Origin of the sequence: Flaviflagellibacter deserti (assembly GCF_042652085.1) — a bacterium.
In the GTDB taxonomy this organism is placed as follows: Bacteria; Pseudomonadota; Alphaproteobacteria; order Rhizobiales; family Methylopilaceae; genus Flaviflagellibacter; species Flaviflagellibacter deserti.
This window is the reverse complement of record NZ_JBHSJF010000005.1, coordinates 123,877-145,539: the sequence shown is the minus strand read 5'-3', so window position 1 is coordinate 145,539 and position 21,663 is coordinate 123,877. Positions and strand designations below refer to the sequence as shown.

Genomic DNA, 21,663 nt, shown 5'->3' with positions numbered 1-21,663 from the left:
GTCTTTGAGCGGGCGCTGGCGAGAGGCATGGCTGCGCAGTGATCGCGCCGGATTCCTCTTTTGCTGTTTAGACTGGAACCGCCGGATCGAGCGGTAGGGGTATTGCGGGTTCTGGCCTCTATCGGCCTCCACACGCTCCTATTCCTCGCGCTTGCCATGTGGCCTGTTCCGCTGCCCGTTCCGGCGCCACAGGACGTCTCGGTCGAGGTGCTCAGCAGCGGCGAGTTCGACGCGCTGACGGCGCGTAAATCCCCATCCTCGGCATCATCGGTTGAGCCCATGCTGCGAGGGGATTCCGTGCCCGCGCCATCAGCTGATCCTCCTTCCAACGAAACACCACCGGCCGGTCCTTCGCGGTCAGGAATGGTCCAGGCAACAACGATGTTGGCGCAGGCAAACCTGGCGCGGCCGCAAAGCCGGCAGGCAGTGAAGGCGATGAGTCAGATGGTCGAGGCCGACCGTATCGATCAGCTATGCGCCATCGAGGCGTCCGAACAGATCGAGGCATGGAAGCCGGATTACCGGCCGGACAGGCTGGTCTCATTCGCGATGTCGGATACCCGTGAGGACGGCGACGTTCTCGTCGCCGACGGAGCCGCATTTCGAAGCAAGCGGAACTGGTATCATCTCAGATTCCGTTGCGGACTTTCACCTGACCACGCGAAGGTGGTCTCGTTCGCGTTCGAAGTGGGAGATGCTATTCCGCGCGATGAATGGGAACCCCACAATCTGGCGGCAATCCACTGAAGTGCAGCGCATACAAACGAAAAAAGCCCGGCGCGAATGCCGGGCTTTTTTGTTTGGACTGTCGAAGTCTCAGGCGGCGCTCGAGACGTTCTGGTCATTCGACGGACCCGGCTCCGGCGTGCGGAGCAGATCCTGATGGTCTTCGGTGTCGACGGTGGTCGACTTGTTGTTGGCGCGGATGGTGGACATCTGCGCGGCGACGTTGCGCGAGAAGACGTATTCCGCAGGACGCTGGTTGGCGAGCGGAATTTCCGGCGCCATCGGGCCGGTCGTCCTGATGCCGAACAGCTGAACCATGGCGGCTTTCCATGGGCGGCGAACCGTGTCGCGCACGGCGGATGCCTCGAAGCCCGAATGGACCATGCAGTCGGCGCATTTCTCGTAATTGCCGACGCCGTAATTGTCCCAGTTCGTGTCTTCCATCAGCTCCTTGAAGGTCTTCGCATAACCTTCGCCGAGGAGATAGCAGGGCTTCTGCCAGCCGAACACGGTGCGGGTCGGATTGCCCCACGGCGTGCAGGAGTAGGACTGGTTGCCGGCCAGGAAGTCGAGAAACATAGTCGACTGGTTGAACTGCCAGCCCTTGCCCTTCGCCTGGCTGAACACCTTGCGGAAGATATTCTTCGTGGTCTGGCGGTTCAGGAAGTGCTGCTGGTCCGGGGCGCGTTCGTAGGCGTAGCCCGGCGAAACCGTCATGCCGTCGACGCCGAGAGCGGTAACTTCGTCGAAGAAGGTCGCGACGCGGTCCGGATCGGCGTTCTGGAAGAAGGTGCAGTTGATAGTCACGCGGAAACCACGGCGCTTGGCTTCCTTCAATGCGGCGACGGCCTTGTCGTAGATGCCGTTACGGCACACCGACTTGTCGTGCATCTCCTTGTCGCCGTCGAGATGGATCGACCAGGTGAAGTACGGGCTCGGCTCGTACTCATCCATCTTCTTCTCGAGCAGGATCGCGTTGGTGCAGACGATGGCGTATTTCTTCTTCGCCATGATGCCGCGAACGATCTGCGGAAGCTCCTTGTGGATCAGCGGCTCGCCGCCCGCGATGACAACGACCGGGGCGCCGCATTCGTCGACCGCCTGCATCGCGTCTTCATAGGAGATGCGCTGATTGAGGATTTCGTCCGGGTAATCGATCTTGCCGCAGCCGGCGCAGGCCAGATTGCAGCGGAAAAGAGGCTCCATCATCAACACGAGCGGGTATCGCTTCACACCCGAGAGCTCTTTTTTGACGATGTAGCTGCCGACGTCGATGATCTGTCTCAGCGGGATGCCCACAAGCGGCTCCTTTACTTCTGCGCCAAAGCGCTTGTCTGTTCTCGGGACGCCGAATGGGCGGACCGATAACCGCGCCGGAGCGCGGAGGGATGAGTAATGCACATTTGTTGCTTGAGCATTTCGTGTGCCAATCCAAGCAACAGATTCAACTTTCCATTCTGACAGGTAAGTGGGGCGAAACCGACAATGTGCGCCGCGACCAGTTGCCGCTGCGCTCATGCCAATGTCATATGACGCCGAGTTGACAAACCGGGTCCAGCGCAGTGCCCACACACTCCTGTTCTCGCCAGTGCGAACTTCATTCGATGTATGAAATTCGAGAGCATTGGCAGGAAGCTATGTCATGTCGCCGCGTCGAGGTCGAGTCGCCGGCGCAGTCCGAAATCTTGTTATCTGTACTTGTTGCAGTAATGCAATTGCCCGGCGGAAAGCCGGGCAATTGAAATCACGTCAACCTTAATCGCCTTGCAGCATTCATTTGCGCGCGGGCGGGGCTGCCGCCGTGCTTGACCGCGCAGTGCTGAGCGCCGGCGTGCTCGCGACACTGGGGTTCGGCACGGTGATCATCGGTATCGATTCAATCGATGTCTTCGCCGAGGTGGGCTGCTGCTTCTTCTTTCCGCCCATGGTCTGCAGCGTGATGTTGATCACGTTGTCCTGACCTTCGGCGATCGGAAGAGCGAGGTCTTGATAGCCAGGCGGCGGGAACAGCTTGTCGCCGGCATTGTTGCTGAGCGCGAAAGGCTCCTTCGGCATGCCGACGAAGTTCTTGTCGAACGTGTCGTTCGAATTGACGTCCTGATATCCGACGAACGCATAACTGCCGGCCGGGACGTTCTCGAAGCGGAAGCCGACCGTATCGGCGGTCGCGGGCTGGTTCGATTTGAACTGGCGACACTGGTCCAGCGGACCCTTGTCGCAGAACGCGACATTCACAACGCCCTTGCCGACATCGATGCCGTCGATGATCAGCGTGACAGTGGCAGCATTGGCGGTTCCAGCTGCCGACAGGACCCCCGCGAGGGCGAGCATGAGTAGCTTCATGATGCGCACGTCCTCATTTTGAGAATTCGTGGCGTCACTTAGCCGAAGCTTCGTGTCCAAAGCTTGTCGGTTGTTCGGCATTATTTCTGCTCGCAAGCCATTCCAGCTCCGCGCGCAGTGCAGTGTCGACCGGACGGGGCGAATAACCCAGTTCCCGGCGTGCCTTGGAGTTGTCGAACGCGCCGGAACGCAAAGCGAGCAAGATGCCTTCGAGCGTCGCCGCAGGCGCGGTCCTGGTGATGTTGTTGGCGATGAACTCGGAGACCACGCCTGCCGCGAGCGCGATCGGGGGCAGGATCGTGCGTGTCGGCATCCGGCGACCGGAGACTTCCTCAAGCAGTCGCAGCAGATCGCGCAGGCGGACATTCTCGCCGCCGAGAATGTAGCGCTCTCCGACCGCACCCTTGTCACCTGCGAGGATCATGCCGTCGGCGGCATCGCGAACGTCGACGAGGTTCAGCACGCAATCGAGGAAAAACGGCGTGCCGCCCTTGAGGAAGAGCGCCAGCATCTGCGCGGGCGGAGTCATGTTGTCGTCGCCCGCGCCCACCGGCACGGTCGGATTGACGATCGTGACGTTCAGTCCTTCACGCGCGGCCTTCATCGCGGCCACTTCCGCCTGGAACTTCGAGCGGGTGTAGGGGCCCGGCATGTCTCCGAGCTGGAGCGTCAGCGACTCGTCGACGGCTTCGCGCTTGGTCTTCGGCAGAAGGATCGATTCAGTCGAGCAATGGACGACGCGCGGAACATTCGCGCGCATGCAGGCCGCCATGACGGCCTCGGTGCCCTGGCGGTTGGCGATGTCGAAGCCGCTCCGCTTCTTAGCCCAGAGATGGGGAATACCGGCGAGATGGTAGACGCGATCGACGCCCTTGAGCGCTGAATCCATCAGCGCGGCGTCGGTGATCGAGCCCCTGATGTACTCCGCATGCGGCCCGCCGACAGAGGGAGGAGCCAGGTCGACGACGCGGATCTCGTCGCCGCGATCTTGCAAAGCCTTCACAAGATGACGGCCGACAAACCCGCAGCCGCCAGTCACCAATACACGCGCCATTGTCCCACCAACCAGCGTCAGTCGTCCGCGTCACTCGGCTCCAGACGATGCTTCGGATTAAGAGCGATCATCGCGGCCGGCAACACCACGAGGCAGACGATCACAACGAAGAAGATCGAAATGCCGAGCAGCATGCCCATGCTGTATAGGCCGCGATGGTGCGAAATTGCGAGCGTGGCGAAAGCCGCGACGGTGTTGAGCTGCGCCACCAACACCGCGAGCGAGGTCGACGTGTCGAGCACATTGCCGCGCGGCCTGTCGGGATGGGCGTGGTGCTCATCCGACATTTCGCGAGCACGAACCACGATGTGGATGCTGCCCGCGACGCCGAGACCGATCAGCAGCGGAATGACGATGACGTTCGCGAAATTGAACGGCAGGTCGAGGATCGCCGAGGCGGCGACCGTCCACAGCGCTGCGACCGCGAGCGGCGCGAGCACCAGAAGAACGTCGGAGACGCGGCGGCGCATGATGATGACGACGAGGCCGATCGCGATCGTCGTGTAGATGATCGCCTCGACGAACGCCCAGAGGATCTCGTTGCCGGCCTCCGTCACGCTGATCGGCACGCCGCTCGCCTTCGGCGATATGGCCTGGACGGTGTCGGCGAAGGTGCGGAAGGAGTCCGCATTCGCCACGTCCCCTGTCGGCATCACACGCAGGCGGAGCTTGCCGTCCGGAGCGATCCAGTCCTTGGCGATCTCCGGCGGGAGGTCGGCGAGGGTCAGCTCCTTGGCGTTTCCGATGCGAGTGCGGAGCGCGTCGACGATGTCGGGCATGCTGCCGACGAGATTGTCCTGAAGCACCTTCAGGGACTCGAGATCGATGCCTCGCTTTTCGGCGTAGGCGGCGAGGCCGTCGCGCAGCTTCTCCGCTCCGGCGCGGACCTCGGAACCTTCGGCTCCGCTCTGCGCAAGAGAGGCGGCGGTGTCGCGCAGTTGCTGGAACGCGCGGGTCAGTTCGGCGTCGCTGGGAGCCGGACGCGTCGCATTGGGATCGAAGAAATCCGGGCCGAGCGAGTTGCGGACGGTCGAGAGCAAAGCGAGCTTCGGCGCCTGATCCTTTGGCAGGAACACTTCGGCGGTCTGCACGCCTTCGACGCCCGGCGCCGCATCGAGCTTCTCGGCGAGCGTGCGGGCATCGTCGAGATTGTCCGCGACGACGTTCAGCGCGTAGGGCGAGGTCAGCGGATCCTTGGCGAGGTCGCGGAAGGTCACCACCGGCTCGGCAGTCGGGTTCTGCAAGTTGAGCGGGTTGACGTCGATCCGCGCGTCGCGGGCGAAGTACAGCGAGCCGAACGTCACCACGGCGGAGACGACGAGGATGGCCTTGTAGTGCTTCTGCACCCAGCTGCCGATGCCGATGTCGAAGCTTCGGCTGGGCTTCAGCTTGGGCGGCATCACCGCCATCAGCGCGGGCTGAACCGTGAAGGTCATGACGAGCGCGACGACCATGCCGAGGGCGGAAATGATGCCGAATTCCGCCAGACCGACATAAGAAGTCGGCACGAAGGACAGGAAAGCCAGACTGGCGCAGAGTGTGCTGAGCGCGATGCTCGGACCTTCGCCGAGCATGGACTCCTTCATCGCCGCCTCGAACGTGCCCTTCTTCTTCAGTTCCTCGAGATAGCGCAGACCAAGGTGGGTACCGAAGTCGACACCGAGGCCGAAGAACAGGACCATGAAGGCGACGGAGATCAGGTTCAGCCGGCCGACCGACATTGCCGCGAGGCCCGTCGTCCACATCGAGCCGATGACGAGAGTGATCAGAAGTGCCGCGATCAGGCGTCCGGAGCGGATGCCGATAATGAGGCTGAGCGCGACGAGAACGAACGAGAAGCCGGACGCGGCGATCGCGCCCGAGAAGGCGTCGTTGAGTTCCTGCTGGCGCAGCGTCGGGTCGCCGGTGATGTGCATCTGGAGGCCCTCGGCCTCTTCTTCCTGCACACCCTTCATCTCTTCGCGCAGGGCATCGAGCGCGGGACCGGCGCGGTTGATCGAGCTGTTGTCGAGTTTCGGCTTGGCCAGCACCATGCGGCGGGTTCCGGGTCGGCCTTCGGGCCGCTGGAAGCCGAAGATCGACAGCCAGTCAGTGCGTTTCTCGTCGCCGTCAGCGTTGGCTTGCGCCGTCTCGCCAAGGCCCGCAAGCGTGCGGCCGAAGCGATCGGCATCCGCGCTGCCGTCGCCCTGGGCCTCGATATAGCTTTCGATGCCGCGCAGGCTCGGATCGCGCGCGAATAGTTGCAGGACGGGTTTCGACTGTTCGATCTGGTCGACGAAGGTCTTCAGCTTCGGTTGGTCGAGATAGAGCAGGCCGTTGTCGTTGAAGAAGGGCGACGAGCCCGGCACCTGGACGTCCAGGAACTGTTCGGGACGGGCGCGCAGGCGCACCGCGAGATTGTCGGCCGCGAGGTCGGCATCGGCCGGAGTGGCGGCATCGACGACGACGACGATCGATTCTTCTTTAGGGAACGACTTGCGATATTCTTGCTCGATCTGGCGAAACGGCAGGTCGCGTGACAGAACTTCGTCGGTATTCGTGTTGATCGTCAGGAATGTCGATGCATAGATCGACAGGCCGGTCAGGATTGCCGTGACGAAAAGGACAAGCCATGGCTTCCGCGCGCAGATTTCCGCGCAGGCCAAAAGAATGCGCTCGCCCATTTTCTTCATTTGGGATACTCCGCCCTGCCCGGGCACCGGATTAAGATGAAACTCTTGCCGTTGCCGGCTTTATGTACGGTTCGATCAAGCCCGTTGATCGTCCCCGTACGCGACAAGCCCTTGCGACGCAAATGTGTCTACCATTTGGCCTTCCCTATCCGAAAGGCGTATCGAGTTGATCCCCTTAGACTTTAACGCACACCTGACGGCGACGATTAAGGCCGTCGATGTCGTGCTTCTGGATCTTTTCGGCTCCCAACCGCTCCCGGGCGAGCTGGAGCGCCCCGACCGTGTGGTCGAAGCGATGCGCTATGCGGCGCTTGCCGGCGGCAAGAGGTTGCGCCCGTTCCTCGTCATCGAAACCGCCAAGCTCTTCGGCGTCGAAGGCCAGGGTGTGATGCGGACGGGTGCCGCGCTTGAATGCGTGCATTGCTACAGCCTCGTCCACGACGACCTTCCGGCGATGGATGATGACGATCTGCGCCGCGGCCAGCCGACGACGCACAAGAAGTTCGACGAGGCGACCGCGATCCTCGCCGGCGATGCACTACTGACCTATGCGTTCGATATTCTTGCCGACGAGCCGACGCATGCCGACGCCAAGGTGCGCGTCGAGCTGGTGAAGACGCTCACGCGTGCGTCGGGTCTCGGCGGCATGGTCGGCGGACAATTGCTCGATCTCGGCGCCGAGGGCCGCTTCGGCGACGGACGTCCGCAGCAATTGACGGATGTCGAGATCCTGAAGCTGCAGGCAATGAAGACCGGCGCGCTCCTGCTCGCCGGTTGCCAGATGGGTGCGATCATCGCCGGCGCGAGCGCGGCGGATCGCGCATCGCTCGAGCGTTACGGCCGGGCGCTCGGCCAGGCCTTCCAGATCGCCGACGACCTGCTCGACGAAGAGGCGGATGCCGCCATCGTCGGCAAGGCGACAGGCAAAGACGCCGCGAAGGGCAAGGGAACGCTGGTGCGGCTTTGGGGCAAGGACGCGGCGCGCAAGCGCCTCGCCGAGCTCGTCGCGGATGCGGAAGGCGCGCTGTCCGCTTTCGGCGACAAGGCCGACGTGCTTCGCGAAGCGGCCCGCTTCGTCGCCAACCGCGACCGATAAGAAAAAATCCCGGACGTTTCGGCGTCCGGGATTCATTCATTCGTTCGATAGGCAGGGCGGCGCTGAGTGACCCAACGGCGTCAGCCCACCGGCACTTTCCAGATCTGCTCGGCATACTCCGAGATCGTCCGGTCCGACGAGAACCACGCCATATTGGCGATGTTCGCGATGGCGGCGCGGTTCCAGACATCCGGCTTGGCCCAGGTCTCGTCGACCCGGCGTTGCGCGGCGTAATAGCTGTCGAAATCGTCCGTCACCATGTAGCGGTCGTTGTTGCGCAGCCCGTCGACCAGCGGACGGAAGCGGCCGCGATCCTCCGGGGAGTAGCGGCCGTCGCCGACAGCATCGAGCACCTGCCCGAGCATCGGCGAATTGGCGATCGAGGTCTGGGCGGACGGTCCGTTGGCACGGCGGTCTTCGACTTCCGGCGTGGTCAGCCCGAAGATGAAGATGTTTTCCGAACCGACATGGTCGTGAATTTCGATATTGGCGCCGTCAATCGTGCCGATCGTCAAGGCGCCGTTGAGCGCGAGCTTCATATTGCCGGTGCCTGACGCCTCCATGCCGGCGGTCGAGATTTGCTCCGATAGATTGGCCGCGGGGATGATCGATTCCGCCAAGCTCACATTGTAGTTCGGCAGGAACACGACCTTCAGCAGGTTGTGCACGCTCGGATCGCCGTTGACGACGCGGGCGATGTCGTTGGCGAGCTTGATGATCAGCTTCGCGTTGACATAGCTCGCGGCCGCCTTGCCGGCGAAGATCTTGACGCGCGGTACCCAGTCCTTTGTCGGGTTGGCACGGATCGAGTCATAGAGCGCGACCGTCTCGAGCAGGTTGAGCAGCTGGCGTTTGTATTCGTGGATGCGCTTGATCTGGACGTCGAAGAGGGCGGCCGGATCGACGCGGACGCCGGTGCGGTCGGCGATCAGCCTGGCGAGGGCCACCTTGTTGGCGTGCTTGACCTTTGAGATGCGCTCCTGCAGCGAGGCATCGTCGGCGTGCTCCATCAGGCGGTGGATTGCCTCCGGATTGTCCAGGATCTCGTCGCCGCAAACCTCGCGCAGCAGGCCGGTGAGGCCGGGATTGGACTGGTGCAGCCAGCGGCGAAAGGTGATGCCGTTGGTCTTGTTCTGGATACGGTTCGGATAGACGCGGTGCAGATCGCGGAACGTCGTTGCGCGCATCAGATCGGTGTGCAGCGCCGAGACGCCGTTGATCGTGTGCGAGCCGATGAAGGCGAGCTGACCCATGCGGAGCCGGCGGCCGCCCTGCTCGTCGATCACCGACACCGAGCTCAAGAGAGCGGGTTCGTTCGGGAACGCGGCTTTGACCCCTTCGAGGTGCAGGCTGTTGATGAAGTAGATGATCTGGAGATGGCGCGGCAGCAGGCGCTCGAAGAGCGGCAGCGGCCAGGTCTCCAGCGCTTCCGGAAGCAGCGTGTGGTTGGTGTAGGAGAAGGTGTTCGAGGTGATGCGCCACGCCTCGTCCCAGGGCAGGCCGTGCTCATCGATGAGGATGCGCATCAACTCCGGAATGGCGACGGCGGGATGCGTATCGTTGAGCTGGATCGCGGCGCGGTCGGGCAGCGAGTAGAGGTCGCCGAAGATCCGCTTGTGGCGGTTGACGAGGTCCTGCAATGAGGCCGAGACAAAGAAATATTCCTGGCGCAGGCGCAGTTCCTGGCCGGCCGGGGTCTCGTCGCTCGGATAGAGAACTTTCGAGATCGATTCCACGCGCGCCTGGTCGGACAGCGCGCCGACATGGTCACCCTTGTTGAAGAGTTCGAGGCGCAGCGGGTCCATCGTATGGGCGGCCCACAGGCGCAGCGGATTCACATGCTTGCCGCGCCAGCCGACGATCGGCGTATCATAGGCGACGGCGTGTACGACCTCGCTCGGGTGCCAGGTGAAACGCATGCTGCCGGCATCGTTGCGGTTCGTCTCGACCGAGCCGCCGAACTTGATGTCGTAAATCACGTCGGAGCGGCTGAATTCCCACGGCGTACCGAAGGCTAGCCAGTCTTCCGGATATTCCTGCTGCCAGCCGTCCTTGATGGCTTGGCGGAACAGGCCGTTCTCGTAGCGGATGCCGTAGCCGTAGGCGGGGATCGAAAGCGTTGCCATGCTTTCCATGAAGCAGGCCGCGAGGCGGCCGAGGCCGCCGTTTCCGAGTGCGGCATCCGGCTCGGCATTGCGGACGCGCTCATAGTCGACGCCGAGATCGCCGAGCGCGTGCTTGAACACGTCGAGCATTTCCATGTTCGACAGCACGTCGGTGAGCTGGCGGCCGATCAGAAATTCGAGGGAGAGATAGTAGACGCGCTTCTTGCCGTCGGATGTCGAGCTGCGCTTGCCGGCGAGGAAGCGGTGGGCGATGCGGTCGCGGATGGCGAGCGCGCAGGCGACGAACCAGTCGCGGTCGGTGGCGTAGGCCGCATCCTTGCCGACGGCGAGCGACATCTTGTTGAGGATGGCGCTCTTCACATCGGCGATGGCCTGTTCCTCGCTGATGTTTTCGGCATCGAAGGAGGAAGCATGCTCAAGCGTCGTCAGCATCGGATTCTCCGCGGGCTTTAGCGACAGATGCGGGCGGTCAGTGCCCCCGTTCCATCTTTGCCGGTCCAGTTACCCGAGACAAGCAATAGACGTACCGTCCGCAGGATCAGCGTCTTATGCGGCGAAGCCGTGACGCGTTGATGATGACGCTGACAGAGGAAAGCGTCACGGCCGGATGATGGGGGCTCCCCAATGGGGAAGGTCAAGCCTGGTGCGTTTCGTCGCGACTTGATCAAGCGACTGATCTGAGAGACATCTTTCGCCGCCTGGTGGGGAAGTCACGAATGGTACTGAAGCTGTCAGACACGGATATAGCGGCACTCCACGCCGAACAGAGAGCCGCGATTGCCTGGTGCGGCGCGCCGCCGGAAGGGATGAGCGGCAGGGGTATCGTCACCGGCGTCTACGATGCGGAATTCCCCTCGTGCTGGGTTTTGCTCAATGAGCTAGTTCGTCTGGGCGTCGATCTGCCGGTCGAGGCCTGGCATCGGCCGGGGGAGGTCTCGGAACGTCATCTTGCGCTTCTTTCGGGACTGCAGCTCGATTTGCGGCTTCGTATCATCGAGGACGATCTCGACGGTCCGACTGAGCGTCCCTTCGCGATCAAGCCCATCGCCATCCAGCGCAGCTCGTTCCGTGAAGTACTCTGGCTCGACAGCGACTGTTTTCCGATTCGCGATCCGTCTTTCCTGTTCGACGATCCTGGCTATCTCGATAAGGGCTGCTTGTTCTGGCACGACATGATGTCGATCTGGCAGGCGCTGCGCTGGCGGCCGAACGCGCCTGTCTGGCAAGTCTTCAACGTGCCTGCGAACGACAGCCAGGAGTTCGAGAGCGGCCAATTGTTGATCGACAAGGCCCGTTGTTGGCCGGAGCTCTGCCTGACAGTCCACTTCAACGAGCGCAGGGACGTCTATTACGAGTACGTCTTTGGAGACAAAGACACGTTTCGTCTCGCCTGGCTGCACCTCGCCCATATGCGGAACGAACCTATCGAACCCGTTCGATACCTGGGAAGCGCTCATGTGCCATACGGTTTCATGCCGTATGGGCCGTTCTCGATGGGCGCGCTACGTCCCGATTTCACGTTCGGCGGTGGAACGGTGGTTGTGCATCGCGACCGTGAGGGCGCGGCGCTGTTCAACCACCGTTGCATCCAGAAGTTTTCCCTCGGCCCGAACAGCTTCAACCGCGACGTCGCCAACGAAGCCAACTATCACGCTGCCATCGAAGATTTGAGGCACCTGACGGGTGCTCAGTTGCCGGTGCAGGAGAAGGTGCACGACGGCGGCGGGTCGTCGTAGTGCTGATCACCCGTCACGACATCCTGCTGTGCCTCGCGGACCAGATCGTCGAGATCCTTCTGCAGGTCCGGCGGCAGATCGACTGTCGGCGTGTCGATCGTCTGCGGCCCTTGGCCGGTGAACGTGCCGCCTCCCGACTGCCCGGGACCGCTGGTCAGCAGCGCCAGAGCGCGGTCGATGGCCGGCTTCGTCGATTTTTCCGGATCGGTCGGGCACTGGTTCGGGCCGCCGACACTGGTCGAGAAACCTGGACGGTTGATCGTCACCGAACCGCAGGAATTGCTGATCGTCGCCGAGCCGTAATGGTGCAGATAGATCGTCCCGTCGGCCGTGTGCTCGATCGTTCCCATACCGCCGCGGATGCCGACGGTCGCGACTGGCGTCTTCAGCGTCGCGCCACCGCTGTGGCTGATCTCGCCGCCGACGAAGCGCATGATGCCCTTGCCAAGCGTGATCGCCGCCTGGCCGGTATCGGTCTTCGGGTTGAAGACATACTGGTCGATCACGACCGAACTGCCCGGACCGATGTTGAGCGTTGTCTTGTCGACGAACAGGATCTGGGTCGAGCCCTGCGGCGAGGTGTTGATCCGCTCGTTGCTGATGATGTCGCTGCCCAGGCGAAGCACGCGTATCGCCTGGCCGGGACGCACGCCCTCGGTCGTCGGATTGACGGCCGCGGCTGTGCCGACGCTTTGTGCCTGCACGTTCAGGGTAAACAGCGCGGTGCCGGCAAGGAGGGCGGAGATGCGGGCCGCCGTGCGGCTGTTGAAGATAGGCATCGTCTACTCCTCAGAACCGGAAATTGGGACCGAACGAGATCGTCCAGTTGTCGGTTTCGTATGCATTGAGGTTCGAATCCGTCGTGCGGTACAACACTTGCGCTCCGACGCCGGCCCAGTCGTTGATCGCGTAATCGGCGGCAAGGCCGACCCGGAATTCGAGATCCTCGCGCGTCACGTCGTCAATGCCATCGACGTCCTGAACGGTCGGATCGGGTGCGTCGTAGTTCGTATAACGGACGCCGAAGAGCGGCGTGATCAGAAGCTGGTGACCTTTGATGTTCACGTCGAATGGGAACTGGATCTCGGCCAGGAAGCGCTCGAAACCCTCATAGTCCTGGTCGGCATCACGTGTTTCGTAGGCGAGGCGGGCATTGAAGCGGTAGGCGGCGTAGGTGCTTGTCGCGAGACGGAAGCCGGCCGTCGTGGTCACGCCATTACGGTCCTCGAACTGCGATCCGCCGATGATGTTGATCTCGTCGTTGTTCTCGTATTCGCGCCAGACGGCTTCGGCGAACGGCGAGACGACGATCTTGCCGACCGGGATGTCAAAGACGAGGCCGCCGCCGCCGCCATGGAAATACTCCTGGTCGTCGAGCAAAGCGGCGGTGCCGATGACGTAAGGCTTCACCGATGCCATGCCGTTCTCCATCGGCAGGCCGAACCGGATGCCGGCCGTGACCTCGGCCATGTTGTAGTTGAAGTCGTCGAAGCGGGCGTTGCGGGTATTATAGGTCGTCAGGCTAGCTTCGAAGCGATCGCCGCGCTGATTGCCGAAATCATAGCTGTAGAACGTGCCGGTCTGGACATAAGCGTTCCAGTCGTCTGTTGGATTGCCCTCAACCGTCGTCAGGCCGTTGATCGGGTCGAACACCTGATATTCGCCGTCTGGCTCGTCGTTTCCATTGCTTTGGTAGCGGACGCCGGTGCGGATGTAGTTGTTCCACTGATGCGGGCTCAGCCGCTCGTTCGCCTTGGCGAGCAGCGCCTCGGCGCGAGCACGGATCGGCTCGGGCGTTGCGGGATGCTGAAGTACCGACTCGAAATAGCCACGCGCCATGTCGTTCGAGCCGAGCTTGGCGTAGAGCAGGCCGAGATAGAGACGAGCGTTCGGTTCGCTCGGATTATAGAACAGGATGCGCTCGAGCGCGCCGATTGCGGCTTCGAGATCGCCTTCGTCGTTGCTCAGTTTCGCGTAGCGCAGAGCGAGGGTGACATTGCCAGGATCGCGCAGCATCTGCGCAAAAATGGCCTCGCGGCTTTGGGCCTGAGCGGCCCCTTGTGCGGCAGCACCATCCACGAGGCCGCACGCAAGGGTGACCGCGAGCAGCGCAACCCGCATGCCCGGTTTCTCAGCCATAATCGCTCCCAAGTTTCGGCAAACTTGCCAGCGCCCCGAAACCCTCCTAGTGCGGCTCAATTGCACACGCAACAAGATTCCATGTATCGGGACGGTGACTCTGGATTGTGAGCCCGGCACGGTGGTTTACGTGTGACACATCGGAGGCTAAACCGGCTGCCGGCTTTGGTTTCCGGTCGCACTCGAAGGGCCGCTGAATGCTCGGACGCTGGTCCTATCTGGCAGCGGTTCTGGTCCCGCTTTTCGCCATCCTTGCACTGGGGCTTTCGCAGGCGTCGCGGCTGGATGACGTCCGCAACCTGATCTTCGATTCCTACCAGCGGGTGTCGCCTCGGCCGTGGAATCCGCAGACGCCGGTCCGGATCGTCGATATCGATGATGAATCGCTCCGAAGGATTGGCCAATGGCCATGGCCGCGACCGCGACTGGGCGAACTCGTGCAGCGCCTCGGGCAGATGGGCGTCGCCGCAATCGGTTTCGATATGGTGTTCTCGGAGGCGGACCGGACCAGTCCGGAGAACGTCTTGCCGCTGTTGCCGGAGACGCCTGGCAAAAGCCTGATCCAGCGCGAACTGGCCTCCACTCCGGGAAACGACCAGACCTTCGCGGACGAGATCGGCACCGCGCCGGTCGTGCTCGGAAGCATTCTGACCGGAGGAACGGCGGAGGTCACCTATCCGGTCAAGTTCGGCATTGCGAGCGCGGGCGACGATCCGCTGGCCTTTATTCCGCACTTCTCAAGCGCTGTTTTGCCTTTGCCGGGTCTGGTCGAGAAAGCCGCCGGCATCGGCGCGCTGAACTGGTTGCCCGATCGCGATCAGACGGTTCGGCGCGTGCCGCTTGTGCTGCGGGTGCGCAACCAAATCGTTCCCGGTCTCGCGCTTGAATCGCTGCGTGTGGCGCAATCGGCATCGACGTTCCTGATCCGGGCGTCGAATGCGAGCGGGCAGACGACGTTCGGGGCCCGGACCGGCATCAACGCGATCAAGGTCGGAGCGCAGGAAATCGCGACCGACCCGCGCGGCGAAATTCGCGTCAGATTCTCCCACACCGAGGGCGCGCGTTTCGTACCGGCTTGGAAGCTGTTCGACGGCTCCGTCGATTCAAACGAGATCCAGGGGCGCATCATACTCATCGGCACGAGCGCGGCGGGGCTGCTCGATCAGCGTGCGACGCCCGTCGATGCTTCGGTGCCCGGTGTCGAGGTCCACGCGCAACTGATCGAGCATATCGTCGAGGGTTATTCCCTGATTCGCGCCGATTGGGCGGTGGGGCTCGAGCTTCTGATCGCGGCATTGGCGGGCCTTGCGATCGCGATCTTGCTGCCGCGTATCGAGGCGGCCGGAACGGCTGTGCTCGGCCTCGCCGCGATCGCGACCGTGATCGGCGGCAGCTGGTACGCGTTCTCGCACAACGGCGTCCTGCTCGATCCGTTGTTTCCGACGATCACGGTCGCCGCGGTTTACCTGTCGGGCGTACTGTCGCTCTACCGCGCCGAACAGAAGCAGAAGCGCTGGGTGCGAGAGGCATTCGGACGCTTCGTGGCGCCGGCCGTCGTCGAGCAGCTGACCAAGGATCCGGAGCGCCTGGTCCTCGGAGGCGAGACGCGGACCATAACCATCATGTTCTGCGACATCCGCGGTTTCACCGCGATCTCGGAAGGTATGGATGCCGTCGCACTGACGACATTCATGAACACCTATCTGACGGCGCTCAGCGAGGTCTGTCTCGATCACAAGGCGACGCTCGACAAATATATCGGCGACGCGATCATGGCCTTCTGGAACGCGCCGCTGGACGACCCGGACCACGCGTCGAACGCGGCGCGCGCATCGCTCGACATGATCATCGCGCTCGCGGCGCTCAATGCGCGCTGGAAAGCGGAAGCCGACGTATCGGGACGCGCTCACAAGCAGGTTCGTTTCGGTATCGGACTTGCGACAGGCAGTTGCTCCGTTGGCAATTTTGGTTCAGTGCGCCGTTTCGACTATTCGGCGTTCGGTGACGATGTGAATCTGTCCTCTCGTCTCGAGGGCGCGAGCAAGACCTACGGCGTCGAGATCCTCGCCTCGCGGCCGACACGGGAAGCCGCGCCGGACTTCGCATGGCTCGAGGTCGATGCCGTCCGCGTGAAGGGTAAGACGGAGGCCGTGCGCATCTTCACGCTCGTCGGAGACGCGACCGTGGCCAATGCCGAGGAGTTTCGTCGGCACGCCACGGACCATGCGGCGATGATCGATGCCTTCCGCTCGCGTCGTTTCGCCGAAGCGGCCGAGCGTGCGGCCATGCTCTCGAAATCGCGATTCGACGGCCTGTCGCGTCTCTACGACTACTATGTCGAGGTCAGCCGGAAATTCGGCGTCGAGCAGCCGCCCGCGGAATGGGATGGCGTGACGGAATTTGCGCACAAGTAGCGGCGGCCTCTATTTCGCCGCCACGATCCGCGTACAAGGAATCAGTTTCGATTGGGTGGGCTACGCGTTTGACAAACGGCAGCACTGACACTTCGCGCGGCATGAGCGTCCGCTTCTGGGGCGTTCGCGGGTCGATCGCGGTTCCGGGACAGAAGACGCAGATGTTCGGCGGGAACACGGCCTGCATCGAGGTTCTCGTGGCCGGGCGGCGTTTCATCATTGACGCCGGCACGGGCATTCTGCCGTTGAGCGACAATCTCGATCCGAACCCTGCGCGCGGCGAACATTTTGACGTGCTGTTCACGCATCTGCACCACGATCACGTTGTTGGGCTAATGTCGTTCGCGCCGCTGTTCGTCGAGGGCGCGACCGTCAACCTCTATTGCGGCAATCTCGACGGCGCGACCGCCGAAGCCGCATTGCGAAACCTGTTTTCGCCGCCGCTGTTTCCGCTGACGTTCGACGATCTCCCGGCCAAGGTACGGTTCATCGGATTCAATGCCGGCGAAGTCCTGCAATTCGGCGGCGTGGCGGTCAGCACATGTCCGCTCAATCATCCGGGCGGCGCGACCGGTTACCGCTTCGATTCCGGAGGCCAGTCCGCCGTCTTCCTGACCGATGTCGAGCACGCTTCCGACCGGTCAGATCCGATGCTCGTGGCGTTCTGCCAGGGCGCGGGCCTCCTCGTCTACGACGCAACCTGGGACGTGCCGGACTATCCGCGCTTCAAAGGGTGGGGGCATTCGACCTGGGCGGTCGGTGCGGACCTCGCCAGTTCGGCCGGAGTCGAGCGGCTCGCCTGCTTCCATCACGCGCCCGAATATGACGATGAGCGTCTCTTGGAGATGGAACGGACTTTGCAGGATCGGTTTCCCAATGCATTCTTCGCTCGCGAGGCGATGACGGTTACGCTCGATGCCCGTGCCAAGCTTTCGGCACTGGCAGGGAGCGCGCCCGGCCCCTGACTCCCATTCGGTCGGAAACATCATGCTCGTTCCTGCGGTCGTTCTGATTGTCGCCGGCCTCTTGACCATGGTCAGCATGGTCGAGCCGATCGCGGCTCGGCTGCGTGTACCGACGAGCGTCGCCTTCGCTCTGCTGGGCATCGGCATCGGCGTGGTCTCGCTGGTTCTTCAGCACTATTACGCGTTCGATCCGAACGGCGTCGTCCAGCTCATCGTCAACCCGCCGGTCGCGTCTTCCGTCTTCATCTTCGTGTTCCTGCCGATCCTCGTTTTCCAGTCTGCGGTGAACATCGACGTGCGCCAGATCGCCGAGGATGCGGGTCCAGTCCTGGTGCTGTCCGTGGTGGCGGTGATCGTGGCTACCTTCTTCATCGGCGGCGTCGTTCACTGGATTTCGGGTTTCTCGCTGATGGCGTGCCTGTTGCTCGGCGCGGTGGTCGCCACGACGGACCCGGTTGCCGTCATCGGCATCTTCCGTGATATCGGCGCGCCGTCGCGCCTCGGCCGCATCCTGGAAGGCGAAGCCCTGTTCAACGACGCAGCGGCGATCACGCTGTTCGTCCTGTTCCTCGGCTACGTGCTCGAACCGCAGCCGGTCAATATCGGCGGCACGGTGACCACCTTCTTCCTTCTCGGTGGTGGCGGGGCGGTGTTCGGCTATCTCGTCGGGCGCGTCGTCTGCGTATTGACGGCGCTCGTCAGTGACCGGCCGATGGCGCAGGTGTCGCTCCTCCTCGCCGCGCCCTACCTCGCATTCATCTTCGCCGAGCATATGCTGCATGTGTCGGGCGTGGTCGCGGTCGTCAGCGTCGGCATCACATTCAATCTGTTCGGACCCGCTTACGCCTCGCCGGTCGGCTGGGGACAGTTCCACGCCATCGCCGAGCAGCTGGACTATTGGGCGACCTCGCTCGTCTTCGTCCTGGCTTCGGTGCTGATCCCCAAGCTCTTGGCCGGCGCGACCTGGACCGATCTCGGTCTGCTGATGGTGCTCGTGCTGGCGGCGCTTGTCGCGCGCGCGGTCATCCTGTTCGTTGCCCTTCCGCTGATGTCGAGGTTCGGTTTATCGACCGCAATTGGCGGGCGGTACGGCGTTGTCATTTTGTGGGGTGGCCTGCGCGGCGCGCTAACCTTGGCGCTGGCGCTTTCGATCACGGAAAATCCGGACGTGTCCCTGGAAGTGAAGCGTTTCATCGCGGTTCTCGCGACCGGCTTCGTCCTGTTCACAGTGCTCATCCAGGGCACGACGCTGCACATCCTGATGCGCCTGGTCGGGCTGGACCGCCTGTCTCCGCTCGACGAGGCATTGCGCCTGCAGGTTCTGAGCGTTGCGCAGTTCAACGTGCAGGACCAGCTCGCCAAATCGGCGTCCCTCTACGAACTGCCGGAAATGCAGATCAGCGGAGCCATGGCCGAAGCCCGGGAGCGGGTAGAGGATTTCGCCGGCTTCGACCGCGAGCATCGCATCTCACTCGGCCTTGTGACCCTGGCACGGCAGGAGCGGGAGCTGATCCTCGAACAGTTCCGCGAGCGGACGATCTCGTTTTCGATCGTCTCGGACATGCTCGCCAACAGCGCCCGGCTGATCGACCGCGCCCGTACCGGCGGCGAGCACGGTTATGCCGAGGCCGCTCGCAAGAGCCTGGGCCTGACGACCCGGCTGAAGCTTGCGCATGGCATCCACCGCAGGCTCGGCGTCGATACCTATTTCTCGCGTCTGTTGTCGGATCGGTTCGAGATCATCCTCGCGAGCCGCATCGTGCTGATGCAGTTGACCCCCTTCATCCACGCCACGATCGAACCTGTGCTCGGTACGGAAGTCGCGCGGCGCGCGCAGGAGCTTCTGACCGAACGCCTGGAGGCGATCCAGCGTGCTCTCGACGGCCTGAATCTCCAGTTCCCCGAATATTCGCAGGCGCTCAAACGGAGTTTCGTCCTGAGGACAGCGCTGCGACGGGAGGAACTCGAATATGAAAGCCTGTTCGAGCAGAGCATCATCGGCCCGGAACTGCATCGCGACCTGAAGCTTCGCATCGCGGCCCAGCGTGAGAAGATCGACCGCCGGCCGCCGCTCGATCTCGGTCTCGACACCTGCGAACTCGTGAAACGATTCCCGCTGTTCTCGTCGTTCAATGATGAGCAGGTCGAGGAGATGCGCTCGCTGATGACGCCGGTCTTCGCTCTGCCGGGCGAGATGCTGATCCGGAAGGGCGATCGCGGTGACGCGGCCTATTTCATCTCGTCCGGCGCGGTCGAGGTGCGGGCCGGCTTCCGGCAGATCCGTCTGGGCACCGGCGATGTCTTCGGCGAGCTCGCTCTACTAACCAACGAACCGCGCACCGCCGACGTCTTCTCGATTGCTTATTGTTCGCTTCTTCGTCTCGATGCTCGAACCTTTAATTCATTCATCGCGTCTCACCCGGATGTAGGCGCGCACATCGAGAGCGTCGCCAAGAAACGCCTCAAGGAAAACAAGGTCGCGGCCCCGCAAGCTGCCGGCTGAGGGGACGAAGATGCTGGACGGGCAATACCGCAAAAGGCTGGCGGACGATCTTCCGCGTTGGCGGGAACAGGGTTGGGTCAGCGATGACGGAGCCGCTGCCATTCTCTCTTCCGTTAATTCCGGCAAGGGAATGAGCGTCACGCTGGCGACCATGATCGCGTTTCTGGGCGCAATCCTGCTCGGTTTCGGCGTTTTCGCATTCGTCGGCGCGAACTGGGACTACATGCCCCGTGTCTTACGCTTCGGCCTTCTTCTGCTGGCACTCGCACTGGCATATGGCGCCGCCGCGGAACTGTGCCGTCGCGACATGATCTGGATCGCCGACGTTGCGGTCCTGATTGCCGGTTTCGTCTTCGCGGCGTCGATCGCGCTTGTCGGCCAGACCTATCATCTGGCCGGCGAATTCTCCGATGCGATCCTGCTCTGGCTGGTCGGCATGGCGGTCGCGATCCTCGCGACGCGATCGATCTCGGCGATCGTCATTTTCCTGGTCGGCGCCGTCTACTGGACTTCGGAAGTGATCGATAGCGGGGTGCTGATCCATTGGGGCGGTCTCGTTGCCATTCTGTTCGGTGCCGCGACGGCGACATGGGCGGACAGCCGGCTTGCACGTCGTAGCGCCATGTTGGCGCTGGCGGTCTGGATGGTGATGTCGGTCTACCAGCTCGATGTCCGGGCGAATTGGCCCGCGAGCGCGGGCTTCGCGCTTCTCACCCTTTCGGGCCTCGCCTTCTGGGCCGGTGGTCTCGTGCTTGGCACGGCGCGTGCTCATCCGCGTCTCGCTGCGCTCGGTCGCGATCTCGAAATGCCGTCATTCACGGGCGTGCTGTTGGCCCTCGCGATGACGCAGGTAACGTTGTTCCTCACGCACGAGGAGGGCACGCAGTCCGTCTGGTTGCCGGTGCTGCTGACCGTACTGGTCACGGCCGTCGGTCTCGGCGCATGGGCCCATCAAAAGCGCACCATTCGTCTCGCCGACCTGGTCGCCCTGGTCCTCGTTGGCGGCGCTTCATTCGCACTCGCCTTCTGGAATGAGCCCAACACAGGCGATCTCACACCCCGTCTCGCGACCGGCAGCCTGGTTCTGGCCGGCGCGCTGTGGTGGATGTCGCTCGGCCATGCCGGTCACCCGCTCAACAGCAAGTTCGGCATGGTCATCTTCTGCGCCGAGGTTCTGTATCTCTACAGCGTCACGCTCGGCAGCCTGATGGATACGGCGATCGCATTCCTGATTGGTGGCGTGCTGTTCATCGCTATGGCTGTCGTCATGGTCCGGCTCGACCGCCGGCTGACACTTCGCCCAGCAGGAGTTGCGGCATGACCCGGCGTCTTCCGCTTTGGGGCTTCGCGCTCGCCCTTGTCGTTCAGGCCGCCTTGCTCGGATACATGATCGCCAACCGCGCGATGCTGATCACGAACGGGCAGGAAATCCGGCTGTCCGTCCTACCAGTCGACCCGCGCGATTTCCTGCGCGGCGATTATGTCGTGCTGTCTTATCCGCAATCGCAGCTGGCGGCGGCCGAGCTCGGCGGCAATGACGCCTTCAGCTATCAGGACCCAATCTTCGTCGAACTCGCGCGGGAGGGCGACCAGTGGAAGGCAGTCGCGCTTCACCATTCGATGCCCGAAGGCCGAATGGCGCTGCGCGGCACGATCGAGAACGTCCGCTGGACCGACAATTGCACCGGCGAGCACTGCGCCAACTACAGCGTCGAATACAATCTGGAGAAGTTCTTCGTGCCCGAGGGCGAGGGGCTCGAACTCGAAAAGATGCGCAATGACAAGCGCATGGAAGTCGATGTTGCCGTCGGCAAGGACGGACGCGCCGCTCTCAAGCGGCTGCTCGTCGACGGCACGGTTCGCTACGAGGAGAGCCTGCTCTAGCGCAG

15 protein-coding genes are annotated in these 21,663 nt (G+C 62.8%); 8 read left to right on the top strand and 7 right to left on the bottom strand.

The window, feature by feature from the left end:
• Nucleotides 1–363: 363 nt before the first annotated feature.
• Nucleotides 364–747 carry a DUF930 domain-containing protein gene (locus ACFPFW_RS05455; RefSeq protein WP_114956954.1) on the top strand — a complete coding sequence of 128 codons (384 nt, stop codon included), beginning with the start codon at nucleotides 364–366 and terminating at the stop codon, nucleotides 745–747.
• A gap of 69 nt (nucleotides 748–816) precedes the next feature.
• On the opposite strand, the gene hpnH is transcribed toward ACFPFW_RS05455, so the two are convergent.
• From hpnH to ACFPFW_RS05435, 4 genes are all read right to left on the bottom strand, one after another.
• Nucleotides 817–2,025, bottom strand: coding sequence for an adenosyl-hopene transferase HpnH (hpnH, locus tag ACFPFW_RS05450; RefSeq protein ID WP_114956953.1), 1,209 nt, complete (start codon nucleotides 2,023–2,025; stop codon nucleotides 817–819).
• A 474-nt stretch (nucleotides 2,026–2,499) separates the two neighbouring features.
• Nucleotides 2,500–3,069, bottom strand: coding sequence for a DUF2141 domain-containing protein (locus tag ACFPFW_RS05445; RefSeq protein ID WP_162799662.1), 570 nt, complete (start codon nucleotides 3,067–3,069; stop codon nucleotides 2,500–2,502).
• Nucleotides 3,070–3,103: 34 nt separating this feature from the next.
• Nucleotides 3,104–4,123 (bottom strand): NAD-dependent epimerase/dehydratase family protein, encoded by a 1,020-nt coding sequence (locus ACFPFW_RS05440; RefSeq protein ID WP_114956951.1) that lies wholly within the window; start codon nucleotides 4,121–4,123, stop codon nucleotides 3,104–3,106.
• 17 nt (nucleotides 4,124–4,140) lie between these two features.
• Nucleotides 4,141–6,795 (bottom strand): MMPL family transporter, encoded by a 2,655-nt coding sequence (locus ACFPFW_RS05435; protein ID WP_114956950.1) that lies wholly within the window; start codon nucleotides 6,793–6,795, stop codon nucleotides 4,141–4,143.
• Between the two features lie 160 nt (nucleotides 6,796–6,955).
• On the opposite strand from ACFPFW_RS05435, the gene ACFPFW_RS05430 reads away from it, so the two are divergent.
• Complete coding sequence (locus tag ACFPFW_RS05430) at nucleotides 6,956–7,891, top strand: polyprenyl synthetase family protein (RefSeq protein WP_379769993.1); 936 nt, start codon at nucleotides 6,956–6,958, stop codon at nucleotides 7,889–7,891.
• Nucleotides 7,892–7,971: 80 nt separating this feature from the next.
• Here the strand turns inward: ACFPFW_RS05430 and ACFPFW_RS05425 are convergent, their stop codons facing one another.
• Nucleotides 7,972–10,449 (bottom strand): glycogen/starch/alpha-glucan phosphorylase, encoded by a 2,478-nt coding sequence (locus tag ACFPFW_RS05425; protein ID WP_114956949.1) that lies wholly within the window; start codon nucleotides 10,447–10,449, stop codon nucleotides 7,972–7,974.
• A gap of 284 nt (nucleotides 10,450–10,733) precedes the next feature.
• Here ACFPFW_RS05425 and ACFPFW_RS05420 point away from each other — a divergent pair, with 284 nt between their 5' ends.
• Nucleotides 10,734–11,753, top strand: coding sequence for an alpha-mannosyltransferase (locus tag ACFPFW_RS05420; protein ID WP_114956948.1), 1,020 nt, complete (start codon nucleotides 10,734–10,736; stop codon nucleotides 11,751–11,753).
• On the opposite strand, the gene ACFPFW_RS05415 is transcribed toward ACFPFW_RS05420, so the two are convergent.
• Together ACFPFW_RS05415 and ACFPFW_RS05410 are read right to left on the bottom strand one after the other, a co-directional pair.
• The gene (locus tag ACFPFW_RS05415; protein WP_114956947.1) at nucleotides 11,705–12,532 is read right to left on the bottom strand and encodes a FecR family protein; all 828 of its coding nucleotides are present in this window, start codon (nucleotides 12,530–12,532) and stop codon (nucleotides 11,705–11,707) included. The two genes, ACFPFW_RS05420 and ACFPFW_RS05415, sit on opposite strands and share 49 nt — an antisense overlap.
• 10 nt (nucleotides 12,533–12,542) lie before the next feature.
• A complete protein-coding gene (locus ACFPFW_RS05410; protein WP_162799661.1) occupies nucleotides 12,543–13,892 on the bottom strand; it encodes a hypothetical protein in 1,350 nt (449 codons plus the stop codon).
• Between the two features lie 197 nt (nucleotides 13,893–14,089).
• Between ACFPFW_RS05410 and ACFPFW_RS05405 the strand changes: the two genes are divergently transcribed.
• The 5 genes from ACFPFW_RS05405 (at nucleotide 14,090) to ACFPFW_RS05385 (ending at nucleotide 21,658) form a co-directional block, all read left to right on the top strand.
• The gene (locus ACFPFW_RS05405) at nucleotides 14,090–16,306 is read left to right on the top strand and encodes a CHASE2 domain-containing protein (protein WP_114956945.1); all 2,217 of its coding nucleotides are present in this window, start codon (nucleotides 14,090–14,092) and stop codon (nucleotides 16,304–16,306) included.
• Between the two features lie 101 nt (nucleotides 16,307–16,407).
• Nucleotides 16,408–17,271 (top strand): MBL fold metallo-hydrolase, encoded by an 864-nt coding sequence (locus ACFPFW_RS05400; protein ID WP_379769758.1) that lies wholly within the window; start codon nucleotides 16,408–16,410, stop codon nucleotides 17,269–17,271.
• 22 nt (nucleotides 17,272–17,293) lie between these two features.
• Entirely contained in the window at nucleotides 17,294–19,774 is a 2,481-nt protein-coding gene (locus ACFPFW_RS05395) for a cation:proton antiporter (RefSeq protein ID WP_162799660.1), read from the top strand.
• A gap of 10 nt (nucleotides 19,775–19,784) precedes the next feature.
• Nucleotides 19,785–21,095: a DUF2157 domain-containing protein gene (locus ACFPFW_RS05390; RefSeq protein ID WP_114956942.1), complete on the top strand. Its 1,311-nt coding sequence runs from the start codon at nucleotides 19,785–19,787 to the stop codon at nucleotides 21,093–21,095.
• The gene (locus ACFPFW_RS05385) at nucleotides 21,092–21,658 is read left to right on the top strand and encodes a GDYXXLXY domain-containing protein (protein ID WP_114956941.1); all 567 of its coding nucleotides are present in this window, start codon (nucleotides 21,092–21,094) and stop codon (nucleotides 21,656–21,658) included. Before ACFPFW_RS05390 ends, ACFPFW_RS05385 begins: the two co-directional genes overlap by 4 nt.
• The last annotated feature ends 5 nt before the right edge of the window (nucleotides 21,659–21,663 follow it).